General features: G+C 55.8%; 22 protein-coding genes. 2 read left to right on the top strand and 20 right to left on the bottom strand.

The window, feature by feature from the left end:
• Nucleotides 1–33 precede the first annotated feature (33 nt).
• Nucleotides 34–1,644, bottom strand: a complete 1,611-nt coding sequence (locus AC5RE1_RS03265) for an ABC-F family ATP-binding cassette domain-containing protein (RefSeq protein WP_103633716.1) — start codon at nucleotides 1,642–1,644, stop codon at nucleotides 34–36.
• A 168-nt stretch (nucleotides 1,645–1,812) separates the two neighbouring features.
• Between AC5RE1_RS03265 and AC5RE1_RS03260 the strand changes: the two genes are divergently transcribed.
• Complete coding sequence (locus tag AC5RE1_RS03260; protein WP_103633762.1) at nucleotides 1,813–2,436, top strand: queuosine precursor transporter; 624 nt, start codon at nucleotides 1,813–1,815, stop codon at nucleotides 2,434–2,436.
• Nucleotides 2,433–3,755 carry a tRNA guanosine(34) transglycosylase Tgt gene (gene tgt / locus AC5RE1_RS03255; protein WP_179370399.1) on the top strand — a complete coding sequence of 441 codons (1,323 nt, stop codon included), beginning with the start codon at nucleotides 2,433–2,435 and terminating at the stop codon, nucleotides 3,753–3,755. The genes AC5RE1_RS03260 and tgt overlap by 4 nt, the downstream gene beginning before the upstream one ends.
• A gap of 208 nt (nucleotides 3,756–3,963) precedes the next feature.
• Here the strand turns inward: tgt and AC5RE1_RS03250 are convergent, their stop codons facing one another.
• The 19 genes from AC5RE1_RS03250 to AC5RE1_RS03160 form a co-directional block, all read right to left on the bottom strand.
• Nucleotides 3,964–5,682, bottom strand: coding sequence for an amino acid ABC transporter ATP-binding/permease protein (locus AC5RE1_RS03250; RefSeq protein WP_006680954.1), 1,719 nt, complete (start codon nucleotides 5,680–5,682; stop codon nucleotides 3,964–3,966).
• Nucleotides 5,682–7,349, bottom strand: a complete 1,668-nt coding sequence (locus AC5RE1_RS03245; RefSeq protein ID WP_179370400.1) for an ATP-binding cassette domain-containing protein — start codon at nucleotides 7,347–7,349, stop codon at nucleotides 5,682–5,684. The genes AC5RE1_RS03250 and AC5RE1_RS03245 overlap by 1 nt, the downstream gene beginning before the upstream one ends.
• A gap of 46 nt (nucleotides 7,350–7,395) precedes the next feature.
• On the bottom strand, nucleotides 7,396–8,463 hold the full coding sequence (locus AC5RE1_RS03240; RefSeq protein ID WP_179370401.1) for a hypothetical protein: 1,068 nt from the start codon (nucleotides 8,461–8,463) through the stop codon (nucleotides 7,396–7,398).
• A gap of 397 nt (nucleotides 8,464–8,860) precedes the next feature.
• Nucleotides 8,861–9,286 carry a metal-sulfur cluster assembly factor gene (locus AC5RE1_RS03235; protein ID WP_179370402.1) on the bottom strand — a complete coding sequence of 142 codons (426 nt, stop codon included), beginning with the start codon at nucleotides 9,284–9,286 and terminating at the stop codon, nucleotides 8,861–8,863.
• On the bottom strand, nucleotides 9,283–9,750 hold the full coding sequence (gene sufU / locus AC5RE1_RS03230) for a Fe-S cluster assembly sulfur transfer protein SufU (RefSeq protein WP_179370403.1): 468 nt from the start codon (nucleotides 9,748–9,750) through the stop codon (nucleotides 9,283–9,285). The genes AC5RE1_RS03235 and sufU overlap by 4 nt, the downstream gene beginning before the upstream one ends.
• The gene (locus tag AC5RE1_RS03225; protein WP_006680948.1) at nucleotides 9,750–11,042 is read right to left on the bottom strand and encodes a SufS family cysteine desulfurase; all 1,293 of its coding nucleotides are present in this window, start codon (nucleotides 11,040–11,042) and stop codon (nucleotides 9,750–9,752) included. The genes sufU and AC5RE1_RS03225 overlap by 1 nt, the downstream gene beginning before the upstream one ends.
• Before the next feature lie 5 nt (nucleotides 11,043–11,047).
• Nucleotides 11,048–11,800: a Fe-S cluster assembly ATPase SufC gene (sufC, locus tag AC5RE1_RS03220; protein WP_006680947.1), complete on the bottom strand. Its 753-nt coding sequence runs from the start codon at nucleotides 11,798–11,800 to the stop codon at nucleotides 11,048–11,050.
• Nucleotides 11,801–11,857: 57 nt separating this feature from the next.
• Entirely contained in the window at nucleotides 11,858–13,036 is a 1,179-nt protein-coding gene (gene sufD, locus AC5RE1_RS03215) for a Fe-S cluster assembly protein SufD (RefSeq protein WP_179370404.1), read from the bottom strand.
• 1 nt (nucleotide 13,037) lies between these two features.
• Nucleotides 13,038–14,486 (bottom strand): Fe-S cluster assembly protein SufB, encoded by a 1,449-nt coding sequence (sufB, locus tag AC5RE1_RS03210; protein ID WP_218840509.1) that lies wholly within the window; start codon nucleotides 14,484–14,486, stop codon nucleotides 13,038–13,040.
• 38 nt (nucleotides 14,487–14,524) lie between these two features.
• On the bottom strand, nucleotides 14,525–15,235 hold the full coding sequence (locus AC5RE1_RS03205; protein ID WP_218840510.1) for a helix-turn-helix transcriptional regulator: 711 nt from the start codon (nucleotides 15,233–15,235) through the stop codon (nucleotides 14,525–14,527).
• A 93-nt stretch (nucleotides 15,236–15,328) separates the two neighbouring features.
• Nucleotides 15,329–15,979, bottom strand: coding sequence for an NUDIX domain-containing protein (locus tag AC5RE1_RS03200; protein WP_179370405.1), 651 nt, complete (start codon nucleotides 15,977–15,979; stop codon nucleotides 15,329–15,331).
• The gene (pyrG, locus tag AC5RE1_RS03195; protein ID WP_179370562.1) at nucleotides 15,976–17,697 is read right to left on the bottom strand and encodes a CTP synthase; all 1,722 of its coding nucleotides are present in this window, start codon (nucleotides 17,695–17,697) and stop codon (nucleotides 15,976–15,978) included. The genes AC5RE1_RS03200 and pyrG overlap by 4 nt, the downstream gene beginning before the upstream one ends.
• A gap of 147 nt (nucleotides 17,698–17,844) precedes the next feature.
• Nucleotides 17,845–18,771: a copper transporter gene (locus AC5RE1_RS03190; protein WP_006680941.1), complete on the bottom strand. Its 927-nt coding sequence runs from the start codon at nucleotides 18,769–18,771 to the stop codon at nucleotides 17,845–17,847.
• Nucleotides 18,772–18,782: 11 nt separating this feature from the next.
• Nucleotides 18,783–19,961 (bottom strand): putative cytokinetic ring protein SteA, encoded by a 1,179-nt coding sequence (gene steA / locus AC5RE1_RS03185; protein WP_006680940.1) that lies wholly within the window; start codon nucleotides 19,959–19,961, stop codon nucleotides 18,783–18,785.
• Entirely contained in the window at nucleotides 19,958–21,628 is a 1,671-nt protein-coding gene (gene recN / locus AC5RE1_RS03180) for a DNA repair protein RecN (RefSeq protein ID WP_006680939.1), read from the bottom strand. Before recN ends, steA begins: the two co-directional genes overlap by 4 nt.
• Nucleotides 21,625–22,473 carry an NAD kinase gene (locus tag AC5RE1_RS03175; protein WP_179370406.1) on the bottom strand — a complete coding sequence of 283 codons (849 nt, stop codon included), beginning with the start codon at nucleotides 22,471–22,473 and terminating at the stop codon, nucleotides 21,625–21,627. The genes recN and AC5RE1_RS03175 overlap by 4 nt, the downstream gene beginning before the upstream one ends.
• Nucleotides 22,470–23,303, bottom strand: a complete 834-nt coding sequence (locus tag AC5RE1_RS03170) for a TlyA family RNA methyltransferase (RefSeq protein WP_179370407.1) — start codon at nucleotides 23,301–23,303, stop codon at nucleotides 22,470–22,472. The genes AC5RE1_RS03175 and AC5RE1_RS03170 overlap by 4 nt, the downstream gene beginning before the upstream one ends.
• Nucleotides 23,300–23,509, bottom strand: a complete 210-nt coding sequence (locus tag AC5RE1_RS03165; protein WP_179370408.1) for a hypothetical protein — start codon at nucleotides 23,507–23,509, stop codon at nucleotides 23,300–23,302. Before AC5RE1_RS03165 ends, AC5RE1_RS03170 begins: the two co-directional genes overlap by 4 nt.
• Nucleotides 23,509–26,124, bottom strand: coding sequence for an HAD-IIA family hydrolase (locus tag AC5RE1_RS03160; protein ID WP_493938338.1), 2,616 nt, complete (start codon nucleotides 26,122–26,124; stop codon nucleotides 23,509–23,511). The genes AC5RE1_RS03165 and AC5RE1_RS03160 overlap by 1 nt, the downstream gene beginning before the upstream one ends.
• Nucleotides 26,125–26,302 lie beyond the last annotated feature (178 nt).

Genomic DNA, 26,302 nt, shown 5'->3' with positions numbered 1-26,302 from the left:
CAGGGCAGTCAGCCAGCGCGTAGCAATGTCAGATCAGGTGAGGGTGACGAGATCAAGGTAAGAGTCATCCCAGAGATCCTCGTCCCCATCCGGGAGTAACAGAACACGATCGGGATTCAACGCGGTGACAGCGCCCGGGTCGTGTGTCACCAGAACGACCGCACCTTCATACGTGTCGAGTGCATTCAAGACCTCTTCGCGGGACGCAGGGTCGAGGTTATTCGTCGGCTCGTCAAGGAGAAGGACATTCGCGCCGGAAACAACGAGTGTTGCCAGAGCGAGACGGGTCTTCTCACCACCGGATAAAACGGACGTCGGCTTGTCTGCATCGTCACCCGAGAAGAGGAACTGACCAAGGACGTTGCGGACGTGAGTATCGTCAAGGTTCGGCGCAGCATCAACCATGTTCTGGAAAACAGTCTTGGAATTATCCAAGGTTTCATGTTCCTGCGCGTAGTAGCCGAGTTTCAACCCGTGACCTGCAACAATCGCGCCACAATCAGGTTCACTGATGCCACCGAGGATTCGTAGCAGGGTGGTCTTACCGGCACCGTTTAAACCGAGGACAACAACCTTTGCTCCCTTATCGATTGCAAGATCAACACCGGTAAACACTTCCAACGATCCAAAGGACTTCGACAGGCCTTCGCCAGTCAGCGGGACTCGGCCACATGGAAGAGGCTCTGGAAAACGTAGACGCGCCACCTTTTCCTGAACTTCCTCGCTACCCGCCTGAGCAAAAAGCTCTTCAGCGCGTCGTAGCATCTGTTGAGCTGCCACTGCCTTTGTGGCCTTCGCACGCATTTTTTCGCCCTGGGCCTTCAGCTGTTCAGCCTTCTTCAAAGCGGTTGCGCGTTCCTTGCGACGACGGCGTTCGTCTTCTTCGCGTTGCTTCAGGTAGGCATCCCAGCCCAGGTGATAGATATCGACCTCGGCACGGTTCGCATCCAAGTAGAAGACCTGGTTGACGGTCTCCCCCAGCAACTTTACGTCGTGGGAAATCATCATGACGCCACCGGGGAATGTCTTGATCCAGTCACGCAACCACATGATCGAATCGTGATCCAAGTGGTTTGTGGGCTCGTCAAGGAGAAGCACGTCAGCTCCGGAGAATAGGACGCGTGCGAGTTCAACACGTCGGCGCTGACCACCAGATAGAGTGTCGAGGCTCTGTTCAAGGACACGATCTTCGAGGCCCAGTGAGTGGGCAATCTGTGCCGCTTCAGCGTTCGCGGCCCAGCCGCCCTCGTTCGTGAATGCCTGATCGAGTCGCACGTAGCGCTCCATCGCTTTCACTTGGCGATTGCCCTCAGTCGTTGACATCTCGTGTTCGGCTTTACGGATCTTTGCGATGATCTGGTCGATTCCACGCACCGAGATAATGCGTTCGCGAGCAGTGAGGGACTGATCACCGATGTGAGTATCCTGAGCGAGGTACCCGATCTTTCCGTTGTTCGTAATCGTGCCGGAGTACTCAGCAGCACCATGATCTGATTCGCCGGCAAGAAGACGCATGGTCGTCGTCTTTCCCGCACCATTGCGACCGACAAGGCCGATACGCATTCCCTTATCGATCCTGAAGGACACGTTCTTCACAAGGTCTCTTGGCCCAATGCTGAGGGAGAAGTCTTGTACGTTGATCACCCGACAATTTTAGTGGTTGTGGGCAGGTACACCCTACTCAAATAAGGTGATACGCCCTACGGGCAGGCACAATTGAAGGCGTACATCTGAAACAGAGGTAGGGGTATTTCATTGACTTCGCCAGAAGAATCAGCACGCACACCAAAGATCTTCGACATTATTGCCGTGATGTTCGTGGCTTTCCTTCTCATTTCGAATATTGCGGGCACCAAGGTCACGGCGCTTGATGCGGGACCGATTCATCTTGTTTTCGACGGTGGAGCAATCCTTTTCCCGCTGACCTATGTTCTGGGCGATGTCTTGTCCGAGGTCTACGGTTTCCGTCGTGCTCGTCGCGTCATCGTCCTCGGATTCGTCGCATCAGTACTGGCCTCACTCACCTTCCTCCTTGTTCAGGTCGCACCGGTTGGCCCCGGCTACGATAATCAGGCTGCGTTCGAAGCGGTCCTTGGATTCGTGCCTCGTATCGTGGCCGCCTCGATCATCGGCTACCTAGCAGGCCAACTGATCAACGCGCTGGTCCTCGTGAAAATTCGCGAACGCTGGGGTGCGGATCACCTGTGGGCACGCCTCGTCGGTTCCACCGTCGTCGGCGAGCTGTTCGACACCGTCCTCTTCTGCACGATCGCCTTCATCGGTGTCATTCCAGGGGCCGAATTCGCCAATTACATCATCACCGGATACGTCTACAAGGTGGGCGTTGAAATCGTCCTCCTGCCCATTACTTACCGTGTCATTGCCTTCGTCCGTAATCGCGAAGGTCTAACGTCGAACGAGGTTCTTGCCGCATGAGTGAACAATGGCTTGCTGCTCCCCCATCCAATGAACGCCCTCTGGGGGCTAAACCCGGTTCACCGGACCGTGGCTTCGATGTGGGGTCGCGTCTGGAAAGTGGACGCGGTCTCGGGCGTACTGGAATCCTGCACACCGCCCACGGCGATATTCGCACCCCCGCGTTCATTCCCGTCGGAACGAAAGCGAATGTAAAAGCTCTCGTCCCCGAGATGGTCGCAGACTTGGGTGCCCAGGCGGTACTCGCGAACGCCTACCACCTGTATTTACAGCCCGGCTCTGACCTCGTTGACGAGGCCGGCGGACTCGGCGAATTCATGAACTGGCCGGGACCCACCTACACGGACTCCGGCGGCTTCCAGGTTCTTTCGCTGGGTGCTGGTTTCAAGAAGGTGCTCTCCCAAGAGTTTTCCGGTGCAGCCGACCCGAACGACCCGAAGCTCCACATGCAGGCCGTGAAAGCATCCACTGCAGTCGTGGACGATGACGGTGTCGTGTTCAGCTCGCACATCGACGGTACGAAGCACCGCTTCACCGCTGAAGTATCGATGAACATTCAGCATCAGTTGGGCTCAGACATCATGTTTGCTTTCGATGAGCTGACCAGCCTGCTCCACCCGCGTTCCTACCAGGAAACGTCGCTGGAGCGCACGCACCAGTGGGCGAGGCGCTGCCTGCGCGAACACGCACGCCTGACTAAAGTGCGTGCAGACAAGCCGTATCAGCAGCTCTGGGGCGTCATCCAGGGCGCTCAGTACGAGGATCTGCGTAGGCTCGCAGCCCGCACAATGAACGATATGGATGAAGACGGCACGCGTTTCGATGGTTTCGGAATCGGTGGTGCCCTAGAGAAGGAAAACCTCGGCACGATTGTGTCGTGGGTCAGCGAAGAACTCGACGAGGATCGTCCGCGTCACCTGCTGGGTATATCCGAACCTGACGATTTCTTCCGAGGTGTTGAGGCGGGCGCCGATACGTTTGACTGCGTGAATCCATCGCGCGTTGCCCGTAACGCCGCCATCTACTCCCCCAATGGGCGTTTCAACATTACGAATGCTCGATTCAAGAGGGATTTCAACCCGATGGTCGAAGGTTGTGGCTGCTACACGTGCACGCACTACAGTGCCGCCTACGTTCATCACCTGTTCAAGGCACACGAAATCCTTGCCTCTACCCTGGCTACGATCCACAACGAGTGGTTCACCGTCCGACTGGTTGATGCGATTCGTGATTCCATCGACAACGGTAACTTTGAAGTCTTCCGCGCAGACATGTTGGGTAAATACGCAGGGGGGTCAACGAGGGTGGTGCACTCATGAGTTTCAACGAACAAGTACGGTCGGATTCTGGTCGTCTCAGGTCCCGTGGTGGGCGCTGAGTAGCCGGTATCGGTGGCGGATCCATTGTGGTTTGGTGTTGGACGCAGTCTGAACCGAGCAACTGAGCGCCCGCCAGACCGTCTGATCCCCTTCCTCATTGCACCAAAGCCGGTACTCATACGTGAGTGCCGGCTTCATGCTTCCTCAACTAGACGTTCCTCGTGAAGAACTCTTCAAGGGAACTCCCTTCGGAGCGGATCGTTGATGGGCTTCCGACGCCGACAATCCGACCGCGGTCAAGAAGCACGATCTGATCTGCGCCATCGATCAGGTCAAGACGATGCGTTACTTCGATGATCGTCATATCCAAGGTGTCAAGGTTGTGACGAATCCGGGCTTCCAACTCAGAGTTCAGCTGTGCGGTTGCTTCATCGAGGATCAGAATCTTCGGGTTCATCACCAGTGCGCGTGCAAGACTAAGACGCTGGACTTGGCCACCGGACAGAGCGCTACCTCCCTGAGCGACGCGCGTATGAAGCCCCTGTGGCATCGCTCGTACTTCATCAGCAACGCATGCACATTCAAGAGCACGCCAAACCTGTTCATCACTGGCGTTCGGCGCACCCAGAGCGACATTGTCGCGAATAGTCGTGTTGAGCAATTGGTTCTTCTGCGAAACAGCGACCACGCTGTGTCTCAAACTATCCAAAGTGAACGTTGAAACATCGATGCCGTCGATCAGAACGCGCCCCGAATCGGGGTTGTCGTAGCGTAACACCATTGTCATTACCGTTGATTTTCCAGACCCTGATGGTCCAGCCAATACAACGTGTCCGCCACTTTTGACCGAAATAGTGACATCTTTCAGAGCAGGGGCGCTCACTGACGGGTATGTGTAAGTAACGTTCTCGAAAGTGAGCGTCGGAGCATGGTCAAGGGTGAGTTCCTCATCGCCGTCATCCACATTCGCGGGCGCATGGCATATTTCCCAGAGACGGCGCGCAGCAGAAAGTGAATGATCCAGATATCCGGTCGCATCTTCAACGCCACGAGGCCCTTCAAAAAGACGTAGCGTTCCAGCGGTCAGAATCGCGACGATGACGGGAGAATAGCCGGCATTCATTGCTGACCAGGCGATTGCGAGAGTACTGATAAGTGTGAGTGCAGCATTCAACGCGCGACGCAACGCATTAGCGCGTTTGGCAACACTCGCCGACGATGAGATACGAAAGCCGATAGCGTCCATCTCTTCAAGGCGTTCATTCACACGCCCATATCCCACTACCTCTTCAGCGCCAAAGACAGAATCCGTGACGTGCTGAGCCAGGTGCCGGCGAAGTTCAAGTGTGTGTTTGGTTGCCTCGAGTGAGCTCCTTGCCCCCAGGAACGGGACAACCGCAAGAGCAATCAGGAGGCACAGTGCCGGAACAGCGACGATCTGCCATCCCCAAACAATGCCAGCACCGATAAGAAATACGGGCGGAACGATAATGGCTGAAACGACCGGCGCGAACGTGTGAGCATACACGACTTCAATCCGGTCAACGTCGCGCGTCAGTGACGCTAGGACATCGCCACTCTTCGAACGCAACACAATCCCGGGGGCCTTTGGCCACAGTCGCGAAAACACCATCGTGCGCAGTAGTTCCAGCGCCTTGAAAGCGACGTAATGACCGGTGAATTGCTCGCAGTAGTAGGCGCTAGCTTTGATCAGGGCAACAACGACTAGCCAGAACAGGATCGTGGCACATTTTCCATTTCCCGCCACCACTGCGACGAGTCCCCCTGCCCCCAGGGCAAAGAGCACAATATCCATTGACAGATTGACGAGGCGGAAAAGGGTGCTGACATAGAGGGGCTTGTGGACGTCTCGCGTATGCGAAGTCAGCCATTTCACCAGCTGAAGAACGCTCGGCTGTGATTCCATCAGAGAACCTCCTGGCCAATTGTGTGTTCGTTTGCATTCACGCGGTGCAGTTCCCCTTGGCGCATCTCATACACTAAGTCAGCAAGTGCAAGCAGAGCCTTACGGTGTGTCACCACCACAATCGTCCACTCTCGTCCAAGTTCAGAAATCGCTCGAATAATCTTCTTCTCGGATTCAATATCAACCTGAGACGTGGGCTCATCGAGAAGCAGAATTGTGCGTCCGGATAAAAGAGCCCGAGCAATCGAGATTCGTTGCGCTTGCCCACCAGAGATCAGCCCACCCTGCTCTCCAATCTGGGTATGAAGGCCTTCGGGCATCCGCTCAATCTCATCAGCTACCTGCGCTTGTTTCAAGGCCTGCCACATCTCTTCTTCGCTGGCATGGGGGCGTGCAAGACGTAAGTTGTCAGCGATCGAACCGGTGAAAAGCCAGGTTGATTGCGCAACCGAGGCGCTTAAAGCGTGCGCCTGATCGATCGACAGAGATGCCAAAGAGTTGCCCGAAACAGCAACGGAGCCGGACTGGGGTCTCAAGTCACCGCGTAGCAGGCGAAGAAGAGTAGTCTTGCCCCCGCCCGAACGACCGATGATTGCCACGCGATGACCAGCTGGGACCTTCAAAGAGACCTCGTGCAACACTTCACCGCGACCATAGTCGTAGGAAACAGCATCAACACTGATCGATCCGTCGTTCGCGATCGAAGCGTGGCTGACGACATGGGAGGCGCGGTCATGGGTCGCTTTGTAACGCCCGATTGCTTTCTGCGATGCAATACCGCCCATTCCGATGTAGAAGAAGCCGGCGACCTGCACCAAGGGTTCGACGAGCAGTACGGTCAGAAGCATCGTTGCGATCGCTTGTCCGAGGTCGACAGCACCCGCATTAAATCGTGCGATTGTCAGTGCAGTCGTGGCACAGATCAGGATCAGCGAGAACAACCCGTCTAGAACAATGATGACGATCTGGTTTCCTGCCAGCAATTTCATGATTGCGCTTCGGTTTTTCTCGCCCTGAACGCGCAGATCCTCTTCAATTCGTGGGCCAGCCCCGAACAGACGAATAGTGATGAGATTTCGGATCGCATCAAGATAACGGCCAGCCAGTTGACCTCGTTGCTTTCGCGACTCCGATGAACGCTGACGGAAAAGCTTCTGGAAGCCACCAAGCAGCAAAGGAATCAGCGGGCAAAGCACCATGATTCCCAGCCCCAGAACCCAGTCAAAAGCAACGGCGACAAATCCGAGAGTGAGGAACGGCGCCACAATCGTCGCGATCGTCGGGCCCAAGTAGACCTGGCGAAATTCAGTGACACGTTCCGTATTGTCGGTTGCCAGCTGAACAACATGCGCTTGATCAGATGCTTCTTCACTGGTTGAGCTGAACACACGCATCAGAAGATCGCGACGAATACGTTTTTCTTCCGCACGGGCGACCTTGCCACCATATACGATTTCAACGCCGGCGAAGGTCGCAGCGAAAAGACAGGCAATGATCGGAATAATAAGCGAAAACGTACGACCGCCAGTCGCGTAGTTCCCAATTTGGATTCCAAGCCACACAAGGACAACTCCGAACGCAATCAGATATCCCAATCGCAAGGCGGCGACAATAATCGAATCACGGCGTCCACGGTCGGTGATGACCGAGTTTTTTATCTGTTTCATTTCATCAATCCGATATGAGGCTCAGGAAATAACGACTGAACGGCTGTTATTCTCCGACGACGACCATGACCGAGTGCGGGGCAAGAGCAACGTGCCCCGTGCACGTATTACCACTGATGACATCTAATCCATGAACGTTGGAGAGTTCTGCCATCGTGCTACCGTGATTCACAATAAACGTCATGTGAGCGCGTTGGACGACTTCGATACCGCGCGGGAATTGTAGGTTCGTTGGCCGGATACGCGCATGAACGCTGATGAGTCTGAGCAGTGTTGCTCGGGTGAATGCATCAAGATCAGCGCCGACAAGCCACACGTTTCCGCCCGCTTCCCCGTGCGCGTTTGCGACGGCACGTTTGGTGATGATCGGGCGACCATCAAGCTCACTGAGTGGATCATCAACGCTCGCTAACGTGGTGGTCGAGTCACCCGGGGTGAAGACACGTGCCCAGTTTGCTGCGCGCAATGCTGGCCGAGGCTCATTCATCAGTTGACGTGTTCGTTCAAGGCTCGGATCAGTCGCGGTAAGTTTCAGGGGAGCAGTCGAAGTCTTCAGATGCGTTCCGGCATGCTTGAGTGATGGTTCTGTGAGGCGACCGACGAGGTGCCACGTTGCATCATTGGCTTCGTCGAGCCTCTGAAGGTGAGACTCCCCCTCGAACTGAACTCCGGCGGTCTTCGCGAAAGCGGAATCTGAAGGTTGCGTGGTTGAAGGAGCAATAAGGAGAACCTGGTTGCCGCTTTCTGCTAGGTGCTCGATCGTGCTGTGAGGCAAGGTGTTCGTCTGATTCGCGTCGATGATGATAAGAGATTCGAAGATCGCCTGGTCGATATCGGTGAGCACGCGAACGCCGTACCCTTGCTCCCATGCGGTTCTCTGCCACGTAGAAAAATTCGTGAAGGCTGGGCGTCTGTCGTATGAGTCAGAGTCAACCAGAATCGCGATTTGAGTTGTGGGCGGGACATCATCGACAGCGGACAGGTAGTCAACCAGATGTGACAGGGGTTCTTCCTCAATGTCGATGCTGGAACGAACAGCTGAAGAAGTCGCTCCCGATGCAAACATCTGAACAATGTCAAAAGTGCGGGCGACTAATGTGGTATTGGCTCCCATTCGTCGCCTCCCCTGTTGATTCATACAGTCACGCTTTGATCGACTTAACTATATTGACCGATCGCGATATTTCCTTAGGTCATCCTACGCGGTTGTGAATAACGAGGATGCCTTGAACCACTCCATGACCGTCGTATCCAACTGCGTGTTCGGCCCCGGTGTACACACGAGTGTGCCCCTCGTGCGCGAATAATTATCGCACGAGGGGCACACCCAGCCTCATCTGACCTGTGGGATGACCAGACATACTAGACGGTCGCTGAATGATGCTCTGCTTTCGTAGCCTGAGCACCACGCCTCCGGAAAGAAGCAGAAGCGAACCTGCCATGATCCCAGCCATCCCTTGATCGGCGTGTCCTCAACCGTGCCGGCGTCGCGAGTCCACCACTGATCACGCTCAGACGTTGAAACCAATTGCGCGGAGTTGCTCACGACCATCCGGAGTAATACGATCCGGCCCCCACGGTGGCATCCACACCCAAGAAATAGTCACTTCAGGCGTCAATGCGGAAAGAACGGACTGTGCCTGACGCTCGATGACATCCGTCAGCGGGCAGGCAGCAGAGGTCAGTGTCATATCGAGAACAACTGTGTCGTTCTCAGCAATGTTCACGCCGTAGACCAGTCCAAGGTCAACGATGTTAATGCCAAGTTCAGGATCGATGACGTCTTTGAGTGCTTCGAGGATATCTTCACCCTTCAAAGAACCGTTTTCAACGATGTCTGTGCCGTCAATCTGGCGAATATTCTCAGGCTGTTCTTGTGCCGGTGGCGCGCCGAAACGCTGCTCCACAGGCTCCGGAGCTGCCATGGGGTTATTCATTTATTCCCTCCTGCGATGTCGGTTCCGAGCTGTGCAAGCGCGTCACGCAAGGCGTACCAGCCGAGCAGTGCACACTTCACGCGATTGGCAAACTGAGAAGTGGATTCAAGAGCCGCTGCATCCCCCAAAGCGTCAAGGACTTCGTCGGGCACTCCCCTGTTCCTCGAATGCATCATCGATTCCATGGACGCATATGCTATGCGTGCTTCCTCAATCGAGTGGTTCGCGACCAGGTCGTTCAGCATGGACAGAGATGCTTGAGAAATCGAGCAACCATCGCCATCCCACACAAGCTTTTCAATCGAGCCGTCGTTAGAGAGAGTAACGCCAAGGGTTACTTCGTCGCCACACGTGGGGTTTACTTGGTGCGACGAGGCCGCGACCTCTTCCACATCGCCTCGGCCGTGTTTGGCGCGGGCATGATCCAAGATGACCTGCTGATAGAGCTGATCCAAGCTTGACATCAGAATCCTCCGAAAAACTCTCTCACGCGTCCAAGGGATGCGACCAGACGATCGATTTCTTCTTCAGTCGTCGACACTGCAACGGATGCTCGTGCGGACGATCGAACAGAGAAGAACGTATGAAGTGGGATCGCGCAATGATGACCGACACGAATCGCGATATCATCAGCATCCAAAATCTGACCGACATCGTGCGGATGGACACCATCGACTGCGAATGCCACGACGCCCACACGATCCACATCGGTTGTTGGGCCAAGAACTTTCACACCGTCGAGTGAGGCAACCCCGTCAAGCAGACGCTGTGTGAGGGCTTTCTCATGGGCGTGTACGCGATCCATACCAATAGCGCTCAGGTATTCAAGCGCAGCCGTCCAACCTGCGATTTGAGCTACGGGCTGAGATCCCGCTTCAAACCGTTCGGGAGCGGGCATGTACGTCGATTCCTCCATCGTCACGTATTCGATCATTGATCCGCCGGTCAAAACCGGAGGCATCATGTCGAGGAGTTCCCGCCTGCCCCACAACGCACCGACGCCGGTAGGACCAAGCATCTTGTGCGATGACATGACAGCAAAATCCACGTCCATGGCACGAACATCAATCGCCATATGCGCGCTCGACTGACAGGTATCAGCCAAAACAAGAGCTCCGACACTGCGTGCCTTTGCGACAATCGCATCGACGGGAGAGATCGCGCCCGTCACGTTCGACACGTGAGTGAAAGCAACCAGCTTAGTGTTGGGCGTAATGACGTCGAGTGTCTCAAGGTCAATGCGACCGTCAGGAGTCAGATCCAGCCATTTGAGTTCAGCGCCGGTTCGTGCGCACAATTCCTGCCACGGAACGAGGTTCGCATGGTGTTCTGAGCGAGTGGTGACGATCGTGTCTCCTGGCCCAATTCTCAGTGGAGTCGAAGCCGTGCCTCCACGGCCAACAGACGCATGACCGATAGACAGAGCAACAAGGTTGATGGCTTCGGTCGCGTTCTTGGTCCACACGATCTCATCGCTGCGCCCACCGATAAACGAGGCGAGCGCACTACGTCCGTCTTCGAACGCGCTGGTCGCTTCGTCCCCCAAAATATGGGTTCCGCGGTGAACAGCAGCATTCGAACGACGGTAGAAATTCGCTTCCGCATCAATGACGCTGGCAGGCTTTTGAGACGTTGCAGAGGCATCAAGGTACGCGATCGGCTTCCCTCCGCGCCCCAGTCGAGCGAGAATCGGGAAATCCGAACGGATAGCTTCGAGCTCTACAGCGCTAAAGTCTGCTCCGAGAAGCGAATTCATGTTGATCAGAGACCCAGGTACTTGTCGTAGCCTTCTTCTTCAAGCTGGTCAGCAAGCTCGGGGCCTCCTTCGGCGGCGACATGGCCGTTCACGAAGACGTGAACGTGGCTCGGCTTGATGTAGCGAAGAATGCGCGTGTAGTGAGTGATCAGCATGACGCCACAGCCGGTGGTGTCATGGACACGGTTCACACCCTCAGACACGATGCGCAGAGCATCGACGTCCAGACCGGAGTCAGTTTCATCCAGGACTGCGAAGGTCGGCTGCAGGAGTTCCATCTGGAGGATCTCAAGACGCTTCTTCTCACCACCGGAGAAACCGACGTTGACGTCACGCTCAGCGAAGTCTTCGTCCATACGCAGGTGCTCCATAGAGGACTTCACGTCCTTGACCCACTGGCGGATCTGCGGTGCTTCACCGTTGATAGCGGTCTTAGCGGTACGCAGGAAGTTGGAAACGGAAACGCCCGCAACCTCAACCGGGTACTGCATGGCCAGGAACAGACCGGCCTTGGCGCGCTCGTCAACGCTCATCTCAGTAATGAGCTTGTCGTCGAGCCATGCTTCGCCCTGGGTGATGGTGTATTCGGGATGGCCGGCGAGTGCATAGGCAAGCGTGGACTTGCCCGAACCGTTCGGCCCCATAATGGCGTGGATTTCACCGGACTTGATGGTCAGATTCACGCCCTTCAAGATCTCCTTGGGGCCGTCAGCGGTTTCAACCGTGACATGCAGATCTTTGATCGTCAAAGTCGACATTGTTTCTCCTTGTCGGCGCGAGGCCGCAATAGTTGGTGCGCCACATGGCGCGCAGGGTCAGTTCGTTCGGGACTTGGCGAGTTCGGCCTCGACGGCCTCCATGAGGTGGTCAACCACCTCGGGCACACCAATCTGATTAATGAGCTCGGCGAAGAAACCACGGACAACAAGACGACGTGCCTCGTGTTCGCTGATTCCTCGGCTCATCAGGTAGAAGAGCTGTTCGTCATCGAAACGGCCGGTTGCGGATGCGTGTCCAGCTCCGCGGATTTCACCGTTTTCAATTTCGAGGTTCGGAACAGAGTCGGCCTTGGCGCCCTCGGTGAGGACCAGGTTGCGGTTCAGTTCGTAGGTGTCGGTGTCGTCGGCTGCTTCCCGGATCAGGCAGTCGCCAATCCACACCGAGTGTGCGCCGTTGCCCTGCAGAGCACCCTTGTAGGTGACTCGCGAGTAGCAGTTCGGCTGGGAGTGGTCAACGAACACGCGGTGCTCGAGGTGCTGACCGCCGTCAACGAAGTACAGGCCCAGCATGTTGAGTTCGCCACCGGGGCCTCGGAAATCAGTATCGGAAGAGATACGGACCAGGTCGCCACCGAAAGTAACAACGATGTGCGTCAGGGAAGCATCCTTGCCCAGTGCCAGTCGGTGGTTTGAGGCGTGCAGTGTGGTGTCATCCCATTCTTGGATTGAAACGAAGGTGACCTTCGAGCCGTCCCCTGCGTTCACTTCGACGGTCTGATTGACAGCTGCTTCTTCAGAGCCACGGTGGTTCAGGATGATCGTCGCTTCGGCGAGTTCGCCGACCTCAACGAAGATGTGCTGGGCGCGAGTTCCTTCAACAGCGTCAACGTTCAGACGGATCGGTTCGCTGACCTGCATCTGGGCAGGAACAGAAACAATTGTCGACTCACCATACTGATTCCATGCGACAACCGCTGTGCGATCACCGGGAGCAAGAACAGTACCCAAGCGAGAATCGGAGCGATCAGCCTGTTCAACTGTCACGCATTCAGGAGCCTCAACGGTGACCGGGGCATCACCCTGGTCATAGTTTTCAACCTCAAAAAGACGTTCGATGCGACGCATCGGGGTGAAACGCCAGTCTTCTTCGCGACCGTGCGGGGTCGGGATTGCATCGAGATCGAAGGAAACCGGGCGGTCTGCGCGGCTGGCGTGGCCGCCCTTTTCGACGCCGCCGTGAGAGTGCGCTTTATTCATCACTTCTTGTGTCGTCATATCAGCCGACGGATCCTTCCATCTGCAGTTCGATCAAGCGGTTGAGTTCGAGCGCGTACTCCATCGGGAGTTCCTTCGCGATCGGCTCAACGAAACCACGAACGATCATTGCCATTGCTTCGTTCTCATCAAGGCCACGGCTCATCAGGTAGAAGAGCTGGTCTGCCGACACCTTCGAAACGGTTGCTTCGTGACCCATTTCGACGTCATCGGTTCGGACGTCAACATAGGGGTAGGTATCGGTACGTGAAACCTTGTCGACAAGAAGCGCGTCGCACAGGACGTTGGACTTCGAGTGCCGTGCGCGGGCGTTGATCTGAACCAGACCGCGGTACGAGGTACGGCCACCGCCACGAGACACGGACTTCGACACGATCGAAGAAGAGGTGTGCGGTGCCATGTGGACCATCTTGGCGCCAGTGTCCTGGTGCTGACCGGGGCCTGCGAAACCGATGGACAATGTCTCTCCACGGGCATGCTCGCCCATGAGGAAGCAGGCGGGGTACTTCATGGTAATCGCGGCACCCATGTTGCCATCGACCCACTCCATAGTTCCGCCTTCTTCGACGATGGCGCGCTGGGTCACGAGGTTCAGAACGTTGGTCGACCAGTTCTGGATCGTCGTGTAGCGAACGCGTGCACCCTTCTTGACGAAGATTTCGATAACACCTGAGTGCAGTGAGTTCTCGTCATAAATCGGCGCGGTGCACCCTTCGACGTAGTGAACGTAGGAGCCCTCATCAGCGATGATCAGCGTACGTTCAAACTGGCCAAGAGCCTCAGTGTTAATGCGGAAGTAGGCCTGAAGCGGGATGTCGACGTGAACGCCTGGTGGCACGTAGACGAAGGAACCACCCGACCAAGCGGCGGTGTTCAGTGCGGAGAACTTATTGTCACCGGAGGGAACAGCTTTGCCGAAGTACTCCTGGAAGATTTCTGGATACTCACGGAGACCCGTGTCGGTATCGAGGAAGATGACACCCTGGCGTTCAAGATCTTCCTGAATCTGCTGGTAGACAACCTCAGACTCGTACTGGGCGGCGACGCCGGAGACCAGGCGATTCTTTTCAGCCTCCGGAATACCCAGACGATCGTAGGTGGTACGAATTTCCTCGGGAAGGTCGTCCCACGAATTCACCTGACGGTCGGTGGGGCTGACGTAGTACTTGAACGTATCGAAGTCGATATCCGAAAGATCCGGGCCCCATGTGGGCATCGGCTTGCGATCGAAGATTTCAAGTGCCTTCAGACGACGTTCACGCATCCACTCCGGCTCATTCTTATGATCCGAGATCGAACGAACAACGTCCGCATTAATGCCGTATTCAGCATTCTTTGAGTACTCGTCGCTATCGCGCCATCCATACTCATACGCGCCAATTGAGTCGATGATTTCATCATCACTCATGTGACGGTCATCGAGGTCAGTGACCTGCGGTGACTGGGTCATAGTGGTGTCAACCTTCCATTCTTAATTTCAAGCACACTCTACTTACGCCGAGTGGCTCGTGAAGCCGAACGAAGCACGGGTGCGCCCACGGGAATGTGAGTCGTACAGACGTGACCACCGCCGGCAAGAGTTGCAAGCCTCTGAATGTGAACATCAAGAAGTCGACTAAACGCTTGGGTTTCTGCCTCGCAGAGCTGCGGGTAGTCACCGGCAACTTCCTGAATAGGACAGTGCCCTTGGCATAGCTGAATAGCAAAATTGCCATTACCGATGTCTCGAACCGTCGCAGCATAACCGTCTTGAGTCAGCGCATCGGCAAGAGCCTGAGCACGAACCTTCGGGTCTGAGCCAGCTTCGCGAATGATAGGCGCATAGCGACGCTCAATTTCACGCGAACGAGAGGCCGCGAAAGAATCAATCGCTTCCCCACCGCCAACTTGTCCAAGGTAACCGAGGGCTTTGACAGCTAGCTCGGAATATGCGTCAGGCAACTTCGTGTGCGCGTTCGGTGTTGCGACATAGTGACGAGCCGGGCGTCCACGACCACGCTTTTGCAACTGCGCCGGTTCCATCTCCATGATTTCTTTCGAATCCAACAAGATGGTGATGTGCCTGCGCACGGCTGCGGTAGTCAGCTTAAGAATTCGAGCGATGACGGTTGCAGTCACGGGTCCCTTTTCGACGATCAAATCGAGGACTTGCTCGCGAGTTCGCGCATCGAGCTGTTCGCCCACAAGGCCTCCGATCATCTGTTCACATGGGAATCTATGTCAGAGTCTACGTCCTTTTACGCACAATATGCTTATCGAAATTCAGACGTGTCAAAAACGCCACACGTTTCCTTAGCGCATCCAGGGTGAATCCGCAGGTCGGAGGTCCTTCCAACCACGTGCTCGCGCATTCCAGGTTGCAAGAATTCCAGTTACCGCAGATGGGTTGTGCAACTTGCCAGCAAAGATCATGTCCACAGCGTCATCAAGCTTCACCCAGGAACTCACCATGAGTGCCTCTTCGTCCAGACGTTCGAACTCCTGATCAAGCTCGACCAGATCACGCGCGAGGAAGATACGAAGCGATTCAACAGATCCTCCCGGCGACGTGAAGTAGTCGACCAGAACATCCCATTGATTGGCTTGAAGATCAACTTCTTCAGCCAGTTCTCGCTGGGCGGCACAGACATAGTCTTCCCCTTCGATATCGAGCAATCCCGCGGGAATTTCCCATAGGTTTGCTCGCACCGGATGACGATACTGACGTTCAAGAAGTACCTCTTCGTTGCCAGCTTCGCCCCGCAACGCCACGACAGCGACCGCACCTGGGTGCGTGGTGTACTGGCGAAGAACAGGTTCAGCGTCTTCAATCAGACGAACTTCATCCTCTTCAAGCCCGATGACCCGACCATCCCACAGATGACGGTGTTCAATGACCTCGAATTGAGCTGGAGTGTCACCTTCGGCCTTCGCCTGAGAGGCCGCAACTTCACGCAAGGTCATTTCGCCGATTCCTCAACGACATGAGTGTCTTGGTTCGACGAGTAGCGTCCCTTGTGGCGTTCCAGGGCAGCGTGGACGAGGCTCGCGAACAGTGGATGCGGGTTCGTCGGACGCGACTTGAACTCCGGGTGAGCCTGGGTCGCCACGTAGTACGGGTGCATGGAACGATCAAGCTCAACGAACTCAACCAGATCACCCGAGGGCGAAGTACCGGAAATATGCAGGCCCGCCGCTTCAAGGCGATCGCGATAGGCGTTGTTGACCTCGTAGCGGTGACGGTGACGTTCGGTCACCTCGGTCATTCCATACGCCTGAGCAACAATGGAACCTTCGGTGAGTTTTGCAGGGTAAGAGCCAAGGCGCATCGTGCCGCCAAGATCACCTTCGCCGGAAACGATGTCCATCTGGTCAGCCATCGTGGCAACAACCGGATCGGAAGTCTCGGGATCCATCTCCGTCGAAGAAGCGCCAGCCAGACCCAGCATGTTACGCGATGCTTCAATCACCATGCACTGCAAGCCAAGGCAGAGGCCCAGAGTAGGAACGCCGTGTTCACGTGCCCAGCGCAGGGCACCAAGCTTGCCTTCGATGCCTCGTACACCGAAACCACCGGGGACACAGATCGCATCTACACCGGCAAGTTCACGACTGGCACCTTCGGGCGTCTCGCAACCATCGGACGCGACCCAGCGGATATCAACGCGAGCATTGTTTGCAAAGCCACCGTGCTTGATGGCTTCCTGAACCGACAGATACGCATCGTGCAGATCAATGTACTTGCCAACCAGGGCAACCTCAACGCGGTACTTCGGGGAGTGAACCCGCTCGAGCAAGCCATTCCACTCCGTCCAATCAACATCGCGGAACTGCAATCCAAGACGTTGAACCAAGTAGGCATCAAGTCCCTCACGGTGAAGCGTCGGCGGAACCTCGTAAATCGACGACACATCCTTGCACTCGATGACGGCATCGCGGTCAACGTCGCACATCAGCGCGACCTTGCCCTTAATCCCCTCAGGAAGCGGACGATCCGTGCGCAACACAAGAGCATCGGGAGCAATACCGATCGAACGAAGAGCAGCAACAGAGTGCTGCGTCGGCTTCGTCTTCAGTTCGCCGGCAGCTGGCAGGAACGGAATCAGCGAAACGTGAACAAAGGCAACGTTCTCGCGACCAAGATCGGCGCGCACTTGACGTGCAGCTTCGAGGAACGGCTGAGATTCAATATCACCGACGGTGCCACCAATTTCCGTGATGATCACGTCAGGAGTGTTACCTTCGGCATCAGGACGAGCCTGGGAACGCATCATGCGTTTAATTTCATCAGTAATATGCGGGATAACCTGGACGGTATCACCAAGGTATTCACCACGACGCTCCTTCGCGATCACCGTCGAGTAGACCTGACCGGTTGTCGCGTTTGCGTCACCCGAAAGAGCAACATCAAGGAAACGCTCGTAGTGACCAATATCGAGGTCGGTCTCAGCACCATCTTCCGTCACGAAAACTTCACCGTGCTGGAAGGGGTTCATTGTGCCCGGATCGACGTTAATGTACGGATCAAGCTTCTGCATCACAACAGAAAGACCACGAGAACGAAGAAGACGACCAAGACTTGAAGCGGTCAACCCTTTACCCAGTGAACTGACGACACCGCCAGTAACAAAAATCTGCTTGGTTACCATTTGATCTGCGCCCATAGCGCGCGTTGAAGACATCACCATGGGACTCCAGCATAACAAAACGGTGCGTATCACCTCGACTCAGAAGGCCAAGATGATACGCACCGCACAGTTGGAAACGCCACGTGGTGGAAGCGCTAGTGGCTCGCTGTCACGAACGTTGAGGCGAAACGATAGCTCCTATCACGGAAGCTCAGGTATAACCGCAGTGGCGCCATTTTGAACGCCGTATGCGCGAGCAGTTGCGGACGCATCCTTCAGGGAGATGACGGCTGAGATTGCCGACAGCGTCGTGCCAGGCGAATCGATTGACGTGACCTGGGCACCCTGAGTGCGCAGAACCTGTCCCATGGACGAATCCGTCGAAGCATCGGCGACGATAACCGCAGACTTCGGAACAGAAGTAACCGCCTGAGCAAGACCCAACCACGCCTGAGGAGCACGTTCCACAACGCCAGACTGGGAAGAATCTGCAGAGTTCTGAGCTAAAACAGTTGCCGAAGCACGCGGGCCGACGACAACGATGGCTTCTGTTGCTCCGGCCGGATCCGTGGCGATCGACATAATCGGAGTGGAATCGTCAGTCAAAATCTCCTTCACGAGGTCCGTTTCAGAACCCGTAGTCGTCAAGACTGCAACGATGCCGAAGCTGATGATTGCTTCGCCCGATGCAGATGAGGGCAGATTAGACATATGGCTCGAAAGGGGGCTTGAAAGGGTCTCACGGTACTGAGACATTCCAGCGTTATCAAAGTTGTCCGTCAGCGAGACATGGCCGATTACCTCGGCGCCAGCGGCGGACAGGCGATCGCTGACCGTAGTAATGTCTTCAGCCGTAGCTCCGGGCAGACCAATTGTTGTTACCTTCATGCCGGACAGAGTGCCATCAAGCTTGTTCGATGCAATCGCATCAAGACCTGCTGCTTCAGCGCTTGCCAAAGCTTGAGCCTGAGCAAGAGCCTGGGCATCGGCAACGGAAGATGCTGCATTCTTATCTGCAAGAGCCCCAGAGATTCGGGACTGCAACGGACCAGAACCGAGGATGACACCGATCGAAAGCGCCACGAACACTGCGATCAGCGATACCAGGTGGTAACGGAAATTCATCATTTTGTATCTCCTCAGTTGAGGTTCGTCAAAGAGTCAGGGGACAATGGGGTGGACGGGCTCGCAAGCGAAATAATCGATGAGAACAAATCATTGCCCCACGGCGTCGCCCAGAGAGCAACACCGATTCCACCAATCATCACCAACGCCAGTAGCACGATCCAGAAACCTGAGAGTCGTGGGCGGTGGCTGGCGGCAACTGCTCGAGCCTGAACGAGTTCATCCCCGGCAACGAGTCGAGTAAAGAATGAGGGCGACATCGCGGAGCGACCACGGTCAACGAAATCGTCAAGATCGTGGTGACCACCGACGAGAACGATCGACGAGGCGCCCGAATGCTTAGCTACCAGCAGGGCAACGTCTTCGGACGAACCCGACATTTCGACAACGTCGGCGTGCAGACCCATGCGGTTGAGTCGTTCGCTTCCTTGAGCGATACCGTCGTGACCGCGTCGAAGAATCCTACGGCCTGCTCCACGAAGAACCTTATCGCTGATCTGATCCATGTCACCGACAACGATCTGAGGTTTAAACCCGGCAGAACGCGCCAGATCACTACCTCCGTCAACACCGATGATGATCGGAGACGCATCGCCGATCCAACGCTTCAGGTTCTTCAGCTGTTGTTTGGTCTGGGAATCGTCAAGGACGACAACAACGGGCTTTCCTTCGAGGTCTTTCTTAAAGGTCGGAACGCCAACACCTCGTAGGACGCCTCCATCACGATCAAGGAATTCTTCGATCGAGGCTGCGAATGAACCGATCTGCGTTGAAATGAGCTGTCGGCTTTCGACTTCGTCGTTTTCCAAATCGCGCAGGGAAAGCAGACGACCTGTCGATACGACTTCATCGTCGCGAAGAACACGACCATCTTCGATTGTGATGGTGTCACCTTCACGCAGGGACATCACGTCGGGGCCAAGATCATCGATGACGATGATTCCTGCTTCGAGAAGTACACGAGGTCCGCGCACCTGTTGGCGACCTGACGACGAAGGCGCGGCATTAAGGACGGCCTTCGGTTCACGCGACACGAGAGCGTGCGCGCTTTGACGATCAAGGTCAACCTGATCGATTACTGCAATGTCACCGGGTTCCATGCGAGCAGTAATGTTTCGAACACGACTGTCAACGCGTACGATACCCGTGATTTGTGTCGCGCCTGAAGCGGACTGGATTTTTTCGCTACTCATCCCTGTGATTGTGGCACGGCTGAAGTCAGGACTTCGATAGCGTGTCGGCGCGCCGCCGGAGAGTGAGCATCTCCACCCATCATCCGCGTTAATTCAGCCTCTCTGGCTTCACCTTCCACCACGTGCACGTCGGTGAGACCGTCATTCTTCGTCACCACTAGGTGGTGCGAGGCGAAGACAGCGACCTGCGGGAGGTGAGTGACGACAATAACCTGCCGGTTTTGCGCCAGGCGTTTCAAACGGGCACCCACTTCAGTCGCCGTTTGCCCGCCAATTCCCGCATCAACTTCGTCGAAAATGAAGGTCTTCGTGGTGCTCTTTTCACCCAAGACGACTTCGAGTCCCAGCATGATGCGGGACAGCTCGCCACCGGAGGCTCCTTGCCCAAGTGGGCGTGGTGTGGCCGACGAGTGCGGTTGAAGCAGGATAGTGACGTCGTCGAGGCCATGCGACGTAGGTTTTGTCTTTTCAACGATACAAATAAGCTTCGCGTCTGCCATGGCAAGCGCGTGCAGCTCCCCCGTTACTTTTTCCGCCAGCTCACAACCGCATCGGACGCGGGAATCGTGAAGCCGTGAACCGACTTCGAGGACACGCGCTTGAGCTTCCTTCAGTTTCTTTTCGGCGACCTCAGGATTATTTCCACTGGTCACAAGCTCTTCAAGACGCCTACGTGCGCGTTGCGCCCATTCAATGAGGCCAGTCGCATCATCGGCCCGGCCTTCAAGAAGTTTCTTCAGATCAGCGCGTCGCGAATGAACCCATGCAAGACGACTGGGGTCAGCGTCGAGGCTACGAGCGTAGGCTCCCAGGTCATCCCCCAGAGTCTCAACATCGATTGCGATCGATTCTGCCTGTCGTTCAAGAGACGCGAGCGACTCGTCGAGACTGCGCGCGCAAGAAATCTGGTCGCGACTGTGTCGAAGAAGGCTCGAGGCTCCATCTGTATCGTCAGTTCCTCGGATGAAAGCCGTTGCAGTATCAATAAACCGACGGAGGTCTTCCACGCTCATCAGGCGACGCGCTTCAAGTCGTAGCTCTTCGTCCTCACCTTCATGAGGGTCGAAAGCATCAATCGCTTCAAGAGCTGCGCTTAGCGATTCTGTTTCTCGGATACGCTCATCTGCGTTCTTCGTAATGTCGTCGAAAGAACGCTTGGCGTTCACCGCTTCTTTCCAAGCTTTCTCGTATTCGGCCAGCAGATCCTGGTGCGCTTGGTCGCCGTAGGAATCTACGAGGTCACGTTGCGCGTTCGGGTTTTTTAAACGCATTTGTTCGGCCTGCCCGTGCACTGTGATCAGAGGGGCAACCGTCTGGGCAAGCCCCGATGCTGGAACCATTCGCCCACCGACGTGTGCGCGCGAGCGCCCCTGGGCTAGAACGGTACGCGAAACAATCAGCTCCGAATCTTCAACGTCAATTCCCTCTTCGACCAGAGGAGCTATGTGTTGCTCATCCAGAATGAAGACACCATCGACTTGCGCGCGAGATCGTCCTTCGCGCACTAAGGCTGGCTCTGCCCGCGAGCCCAATAGAAGATTGACCGATGTGAGCACCATCGTTTTACCGGCACCCGTCTCGCCGGTAAGGACCGTGAGCCCCTCACCGAAGTCAAGAGTGGCGCGGTCAATCACACCGATCCCGGAGATTTCAATCGTTGAAATCATTTCCCGACCGACCTGTTACGTCCGTTCCTCCAACCGCGGGTCGGAAGATTAAATTTCTGAACCAGACGAGTCGAGAATGGAGTGTCATCAAGACGGACAAGTCTCACCGGCCACTGACCAACCGTTGTGGTCACACTCGAGCCCGGAGGCAAACTGTTCCGTCGTTTGCCATCGCACCATAGTTCTGGCGAGGTCCAGTTTTCACTGAGCACGCCCACTTCAAGCTTGGAAGATGGACCCACGACAAGCGGCCTCGTAAACAATCCATGAGCCGCCAACGGCGCCATCACGATCGCCTCCATATCGGGCCATACAACTGGTCCACCGGCAGAGAAACTATATGCGGTTGAGCCTGTTGGCGTCGCCAAAACAATGCCATCAGCGCCATACGTTGAAACGTCCTGTCCGTCGACTGCCAGCGCAAGATGCACCGGATGGGCAACATCCGTGTGGATAACGACCGCTTCGTTCAACGCCCAGTCAGTAATGACTGTCCCATCGGGGTGGCGAACAACAACGTCCAACGTCATGCGGGTTTCCAGATGGAAATCTTCGTTCGCGATGCGTTGTGCCAGTTCGTCGAAACCCTGATCGGTTGCCTCAGCGAGAAAGCCCATGTGGCCGAGGTTCACTCCGAGAAGGGGTACATCGCAACGGCGAGCATATTCAGCTGCCGCAAGGATCGTTCCATCACCACCGAGGGCAAGAAGAAGATCGGCAGAATTTGGGCGCGCTTCTTCGACGACCTCTACGCCAAGAGAGTCGAGCTCGCTCATCATGACCGATGCTGCTGTCTGCGCGTCAGGACGATGCTTATGCCAGACAAGCATGACGCGACGAATCATTGAAGTCCCTTCGAATCTGCGGGGCCAGCGATCACTGCCTCTTTGATACGTGAGCGTAACTCATCAGCATCAATTCCGCCTGAGCCAGATGCGGACATATGGATAAAGTACTCAACGTTCCCAGAAGGCCCCGGAAGAGGCGAAGCTGCGACTGCGCGGACTGTCAAACCGTTGTCGATGGCGCAGAGCGCAACATTTTCGACGGTTTCCACGTGATGGTTCGGGTTGCGAACAACGCCACCGTGGCCGAGACGTTCTTTGCCGATCTCAAACTGCGGCTTCACCATCAGCAGGAAATCAGCGTCATCGGTTGCAACTGCAACGAGAGCCGGGATAACAAGCGTCAGTGAAATAAAGGACATATCGCCAACAACGATCTGTGGCTTCGGATCCAGATCGCCGTCTTTCATCGTGCGTACGTTGGTACGATCCATCACGACGACACGAGGATCTGACTGGAGCTTCCAAGCAAGCTGACCGTAACCAACGTCAACGGCAAACACCTGGCGGGCTCCTCTGCGTAACAACACGTCAGTGAATCCACCGGTTGAAGCGCCGGCGTCCATACACACTGCGTCCGCAATCGTGGGAGCAGTATCGCCCAGAATATCTAGGGCACCGGCCAGTTTATGCGCACCACGAGAGACGTATTCGATCTCTAGTGCCTCGCTGATCACGATCGCCTGTGCAGGATCCATTTGACGTGCGGGCTTCAGAACGATTTCTCCGTCGAGCTTCACACGCTGGTCGGCGATCATTTCTTGGGCGTGGGTACGAGATCGAGCCAATCCCCTGCGCACAAGCTCCGAATCAATTCGACGCAGTTTCACAAGAACTCCGGACCGGATAGACGCGTGCGTAGAACAACGTCGCGTTCTTTCAAACGAACGATCTCGCGTTCAAGTTCTTCGATGCTCACCGTTTCAGACTGGGCATTCTGTCCTGAATTCGTAGCCTGGTGAGCATCATCATTGCGAAGGCTCCGGTTCTGGGGCGGCGTCACGCCCGCCCCAGAACCGTCACTGAGATTAGTCATCACTCGCCTTGAGTTTCGCCCGCTTCGTCATCGTCTTCAGTTTCGGCAAGAAGACGTTCGAGTTCTTCTTCGCCGGGAAGGAACGCAGGAGTTTCCAATGCTTCATCAAGTTCATCTGCTTGAACTGCAAGCAGTTCGTCAGAGGAGGTGAAGCCCTCGTCGCTTTCTGCTTCTTCTAAGATTTCAATCGGCGCAACAACGATTCCGGACTCATCGTCGTTCGGAACGACTGTGAGCTTGGGGCAACGCGGGGTCTCTCCGGCGTTTTCGTCAGAGTAATCCCAGCCTGCTGCCGCCATTGCACGGTAGGTGTCGAGCGTAATCGTGTAGATCTCATCCGCGGCCAGTTCAACATCGTCGACGAAAATTCCACCGTGACGTGCGATGCGGACAACCTGAGAGACGCCACAGGTCCAGGAGTTATCCAGGTGGTGCTTAGCGCGCGGATGAGTTTCCTGAAGGCCTCGGATATCGAGGGCAAGGAAGCTGGGGCGCTGGCCGCGAGGAGCCGTCACAATGGCTTGTGCGTCATGAATACCGGTAAGAACATGCATTGCCGGCATGCCTGCGCGAATAGCACCCAGGATGTCGGTTTCAAGGCGGTCGCCAACAGCGATCGGCTTCTCGCCGCCAACCAGCGCAGCAGCACGCTGGTAAATACCCGGTTCCGGCTTGCCCGCTGCAAACGCACGCTTGCCCGTTGCATGTTCAATGGCGGCGACAAGAGAGCCGTTGCCAAGAGCAAAGCCACGTTCCTGTGGAAGAGTTGTGTCAAGGTTCGTTGCGAAGAAGCGCGCACCGCGTTGAATGGCAAATGCGCCTTCCGACATGAGCACCCAGTTCACGTCCTTGTCGAGGCCCTGAACAACGGCAACCGGCTCATCATCAGCGGAATTAACAAGCTCATATCCCGCTTCAGTCAGTGCAACGCGAAGACCGTCGCCACCGATAGCAAAGACCTTCGAACCGTCTTCGATACGTTCCTTCATCAAAGCAATAACATCCATGGCGGAGGTCATCACCATCGACGGATCTGCTTCAAAGTCCATCGTGTTCAGCTTGTCGGCAACCTGGCGAGGGCTACGCATCGCGTTATTCGTAACGAACACGGTCTTCATGCCGGCTTCGCGTGCTTCTTTCACTGCGTCAGCTGCATGTTCGATCGGCTCATCACCATTCCATGCGGTGCCATCGAGATCAAAGAGGGCAACATCGAATTCTTCGACCAGCGGTCTTGACATTGCACGAAGCTGAGTGCGCTTATTGTCAACGTCAGCATCCGCATAGAGCGAAATATCAACGATATCGGGGTCTTCGATTTCTTCAGGAAGTTGGGATTCGAGTTCGTCGGCTTCATCATCGCGTCCAAGTTCACGCAGACGATCAATCTTGACTTCGTTCAAGCGACGCAGGAGGAAGGGATCCGTGTCTGCGGGCAGTACAGCCAACGCATCATCGACGATGAGCAGACCAACTTCGTTCTGGCCAAGATCGGCGCGAGCGCCGGAAGAAACCAGAATCAGTTCGACTTGCTCAGACAGTTCCATGCCCTTGGTTTCAGTCTGGTCGATGATTTCGACAGCCTTTTCAGGGCGTCCCAGGCCACGTTCACAATCGGCTTCGACTGCACGAAGCGAGTTGTCACCGCGCATACGACGGACGGCGCGGACCTCACGGAGCGCCTCGTCATAGCGACCGGATGCGTATGCGGTCAAGGCACTTGCTTCGCGGACAACGTCGACGCGACCGGCACGCGCAGATGCTGCTGAAGCATGCTTGTAGGCAAGTTCCGGATCAAGGTCAATCAGCTGTCCGGCCATCACGAGGTGGCGGGCAACGATGTCCTTATTCGGGCCGGAAAGTGTAGTAAGTGCGCGCAGTGCTGCGGCATCAAGTTCCTGGGCGGACACACCTGCGGGAATCGTGGGCTCATTCGGATTGGGCGAGACGTACTCGTCAGTGGAAGCGTAGTTTTGGTACTGCTCTTGGTTATGGCTGGGAGGCATGCGATCACCGCGCTGGCGATCGCCACCGCGACGCTCATTGTTACGGTCAAAACCGCCGGAACGGCGGTCATTGTTACGGTCGAAACCACGACCTCGGTTGTCATCACGACGACCATAACCGCCGTCACGCCGATCGTTATCGCGTCGTGCGTATCCGCCTTCACGCCGATCATTGTTACGGTCGAAACCACGACCACGATTATCATCGCGACGCCCATAACCGCCCTGACGACGATCATCACCACGACGCCCATATCCGCCTTCACGGCGGTCATTGTTACGATCAAAGCTACGACCTCGGTTGTCATCACGACGACCATAACCGCCGTCACGCCGATCGTTATCGCGTCGTGCGTATCCGCCTTCACGCCGATCATTGTTACGATCAAAGCTACGACCACGATTGTCATCACGACGACCATAACCACCGTCACGCCGATCGTTATCGCGTCGCGCGTATCCGCCTTCACGGCGGTCATCGTCGCGACGGCCGTATCCACCTTCGCGACGGTTGTTGTTTGCGCGGGATTGATTGTGGTCGCTCCACCGTGAGCGACGTTGGAATCCACCACGACCCTTATCAAAACGTGATCCTTGTTCTTCTGCCATGGCTTCTTCCTCTATTCCTGCGCGGTTGCGCTTTTCAAACGTGGGCGTTCTAGCCCTGATAGCTACATTTCTACTTTAAAAAGCATAGCCGGTTCACGGCGATAATCCGCCAGATAACTGCCACATTGTGCGTGAGTCCACTCGTCTACCGCTACGTGTTGCCGAGCTTTGACTGAAG

This window comes from Actinotignum sp. usb-actsch-rep-73, from assembly GCF_059082735.1.
The sequence above is the reverse complement of the archived record's forward strand: the minus strand, read 5'-3'. Positions and strand labels throughout refer to the sequence as shown.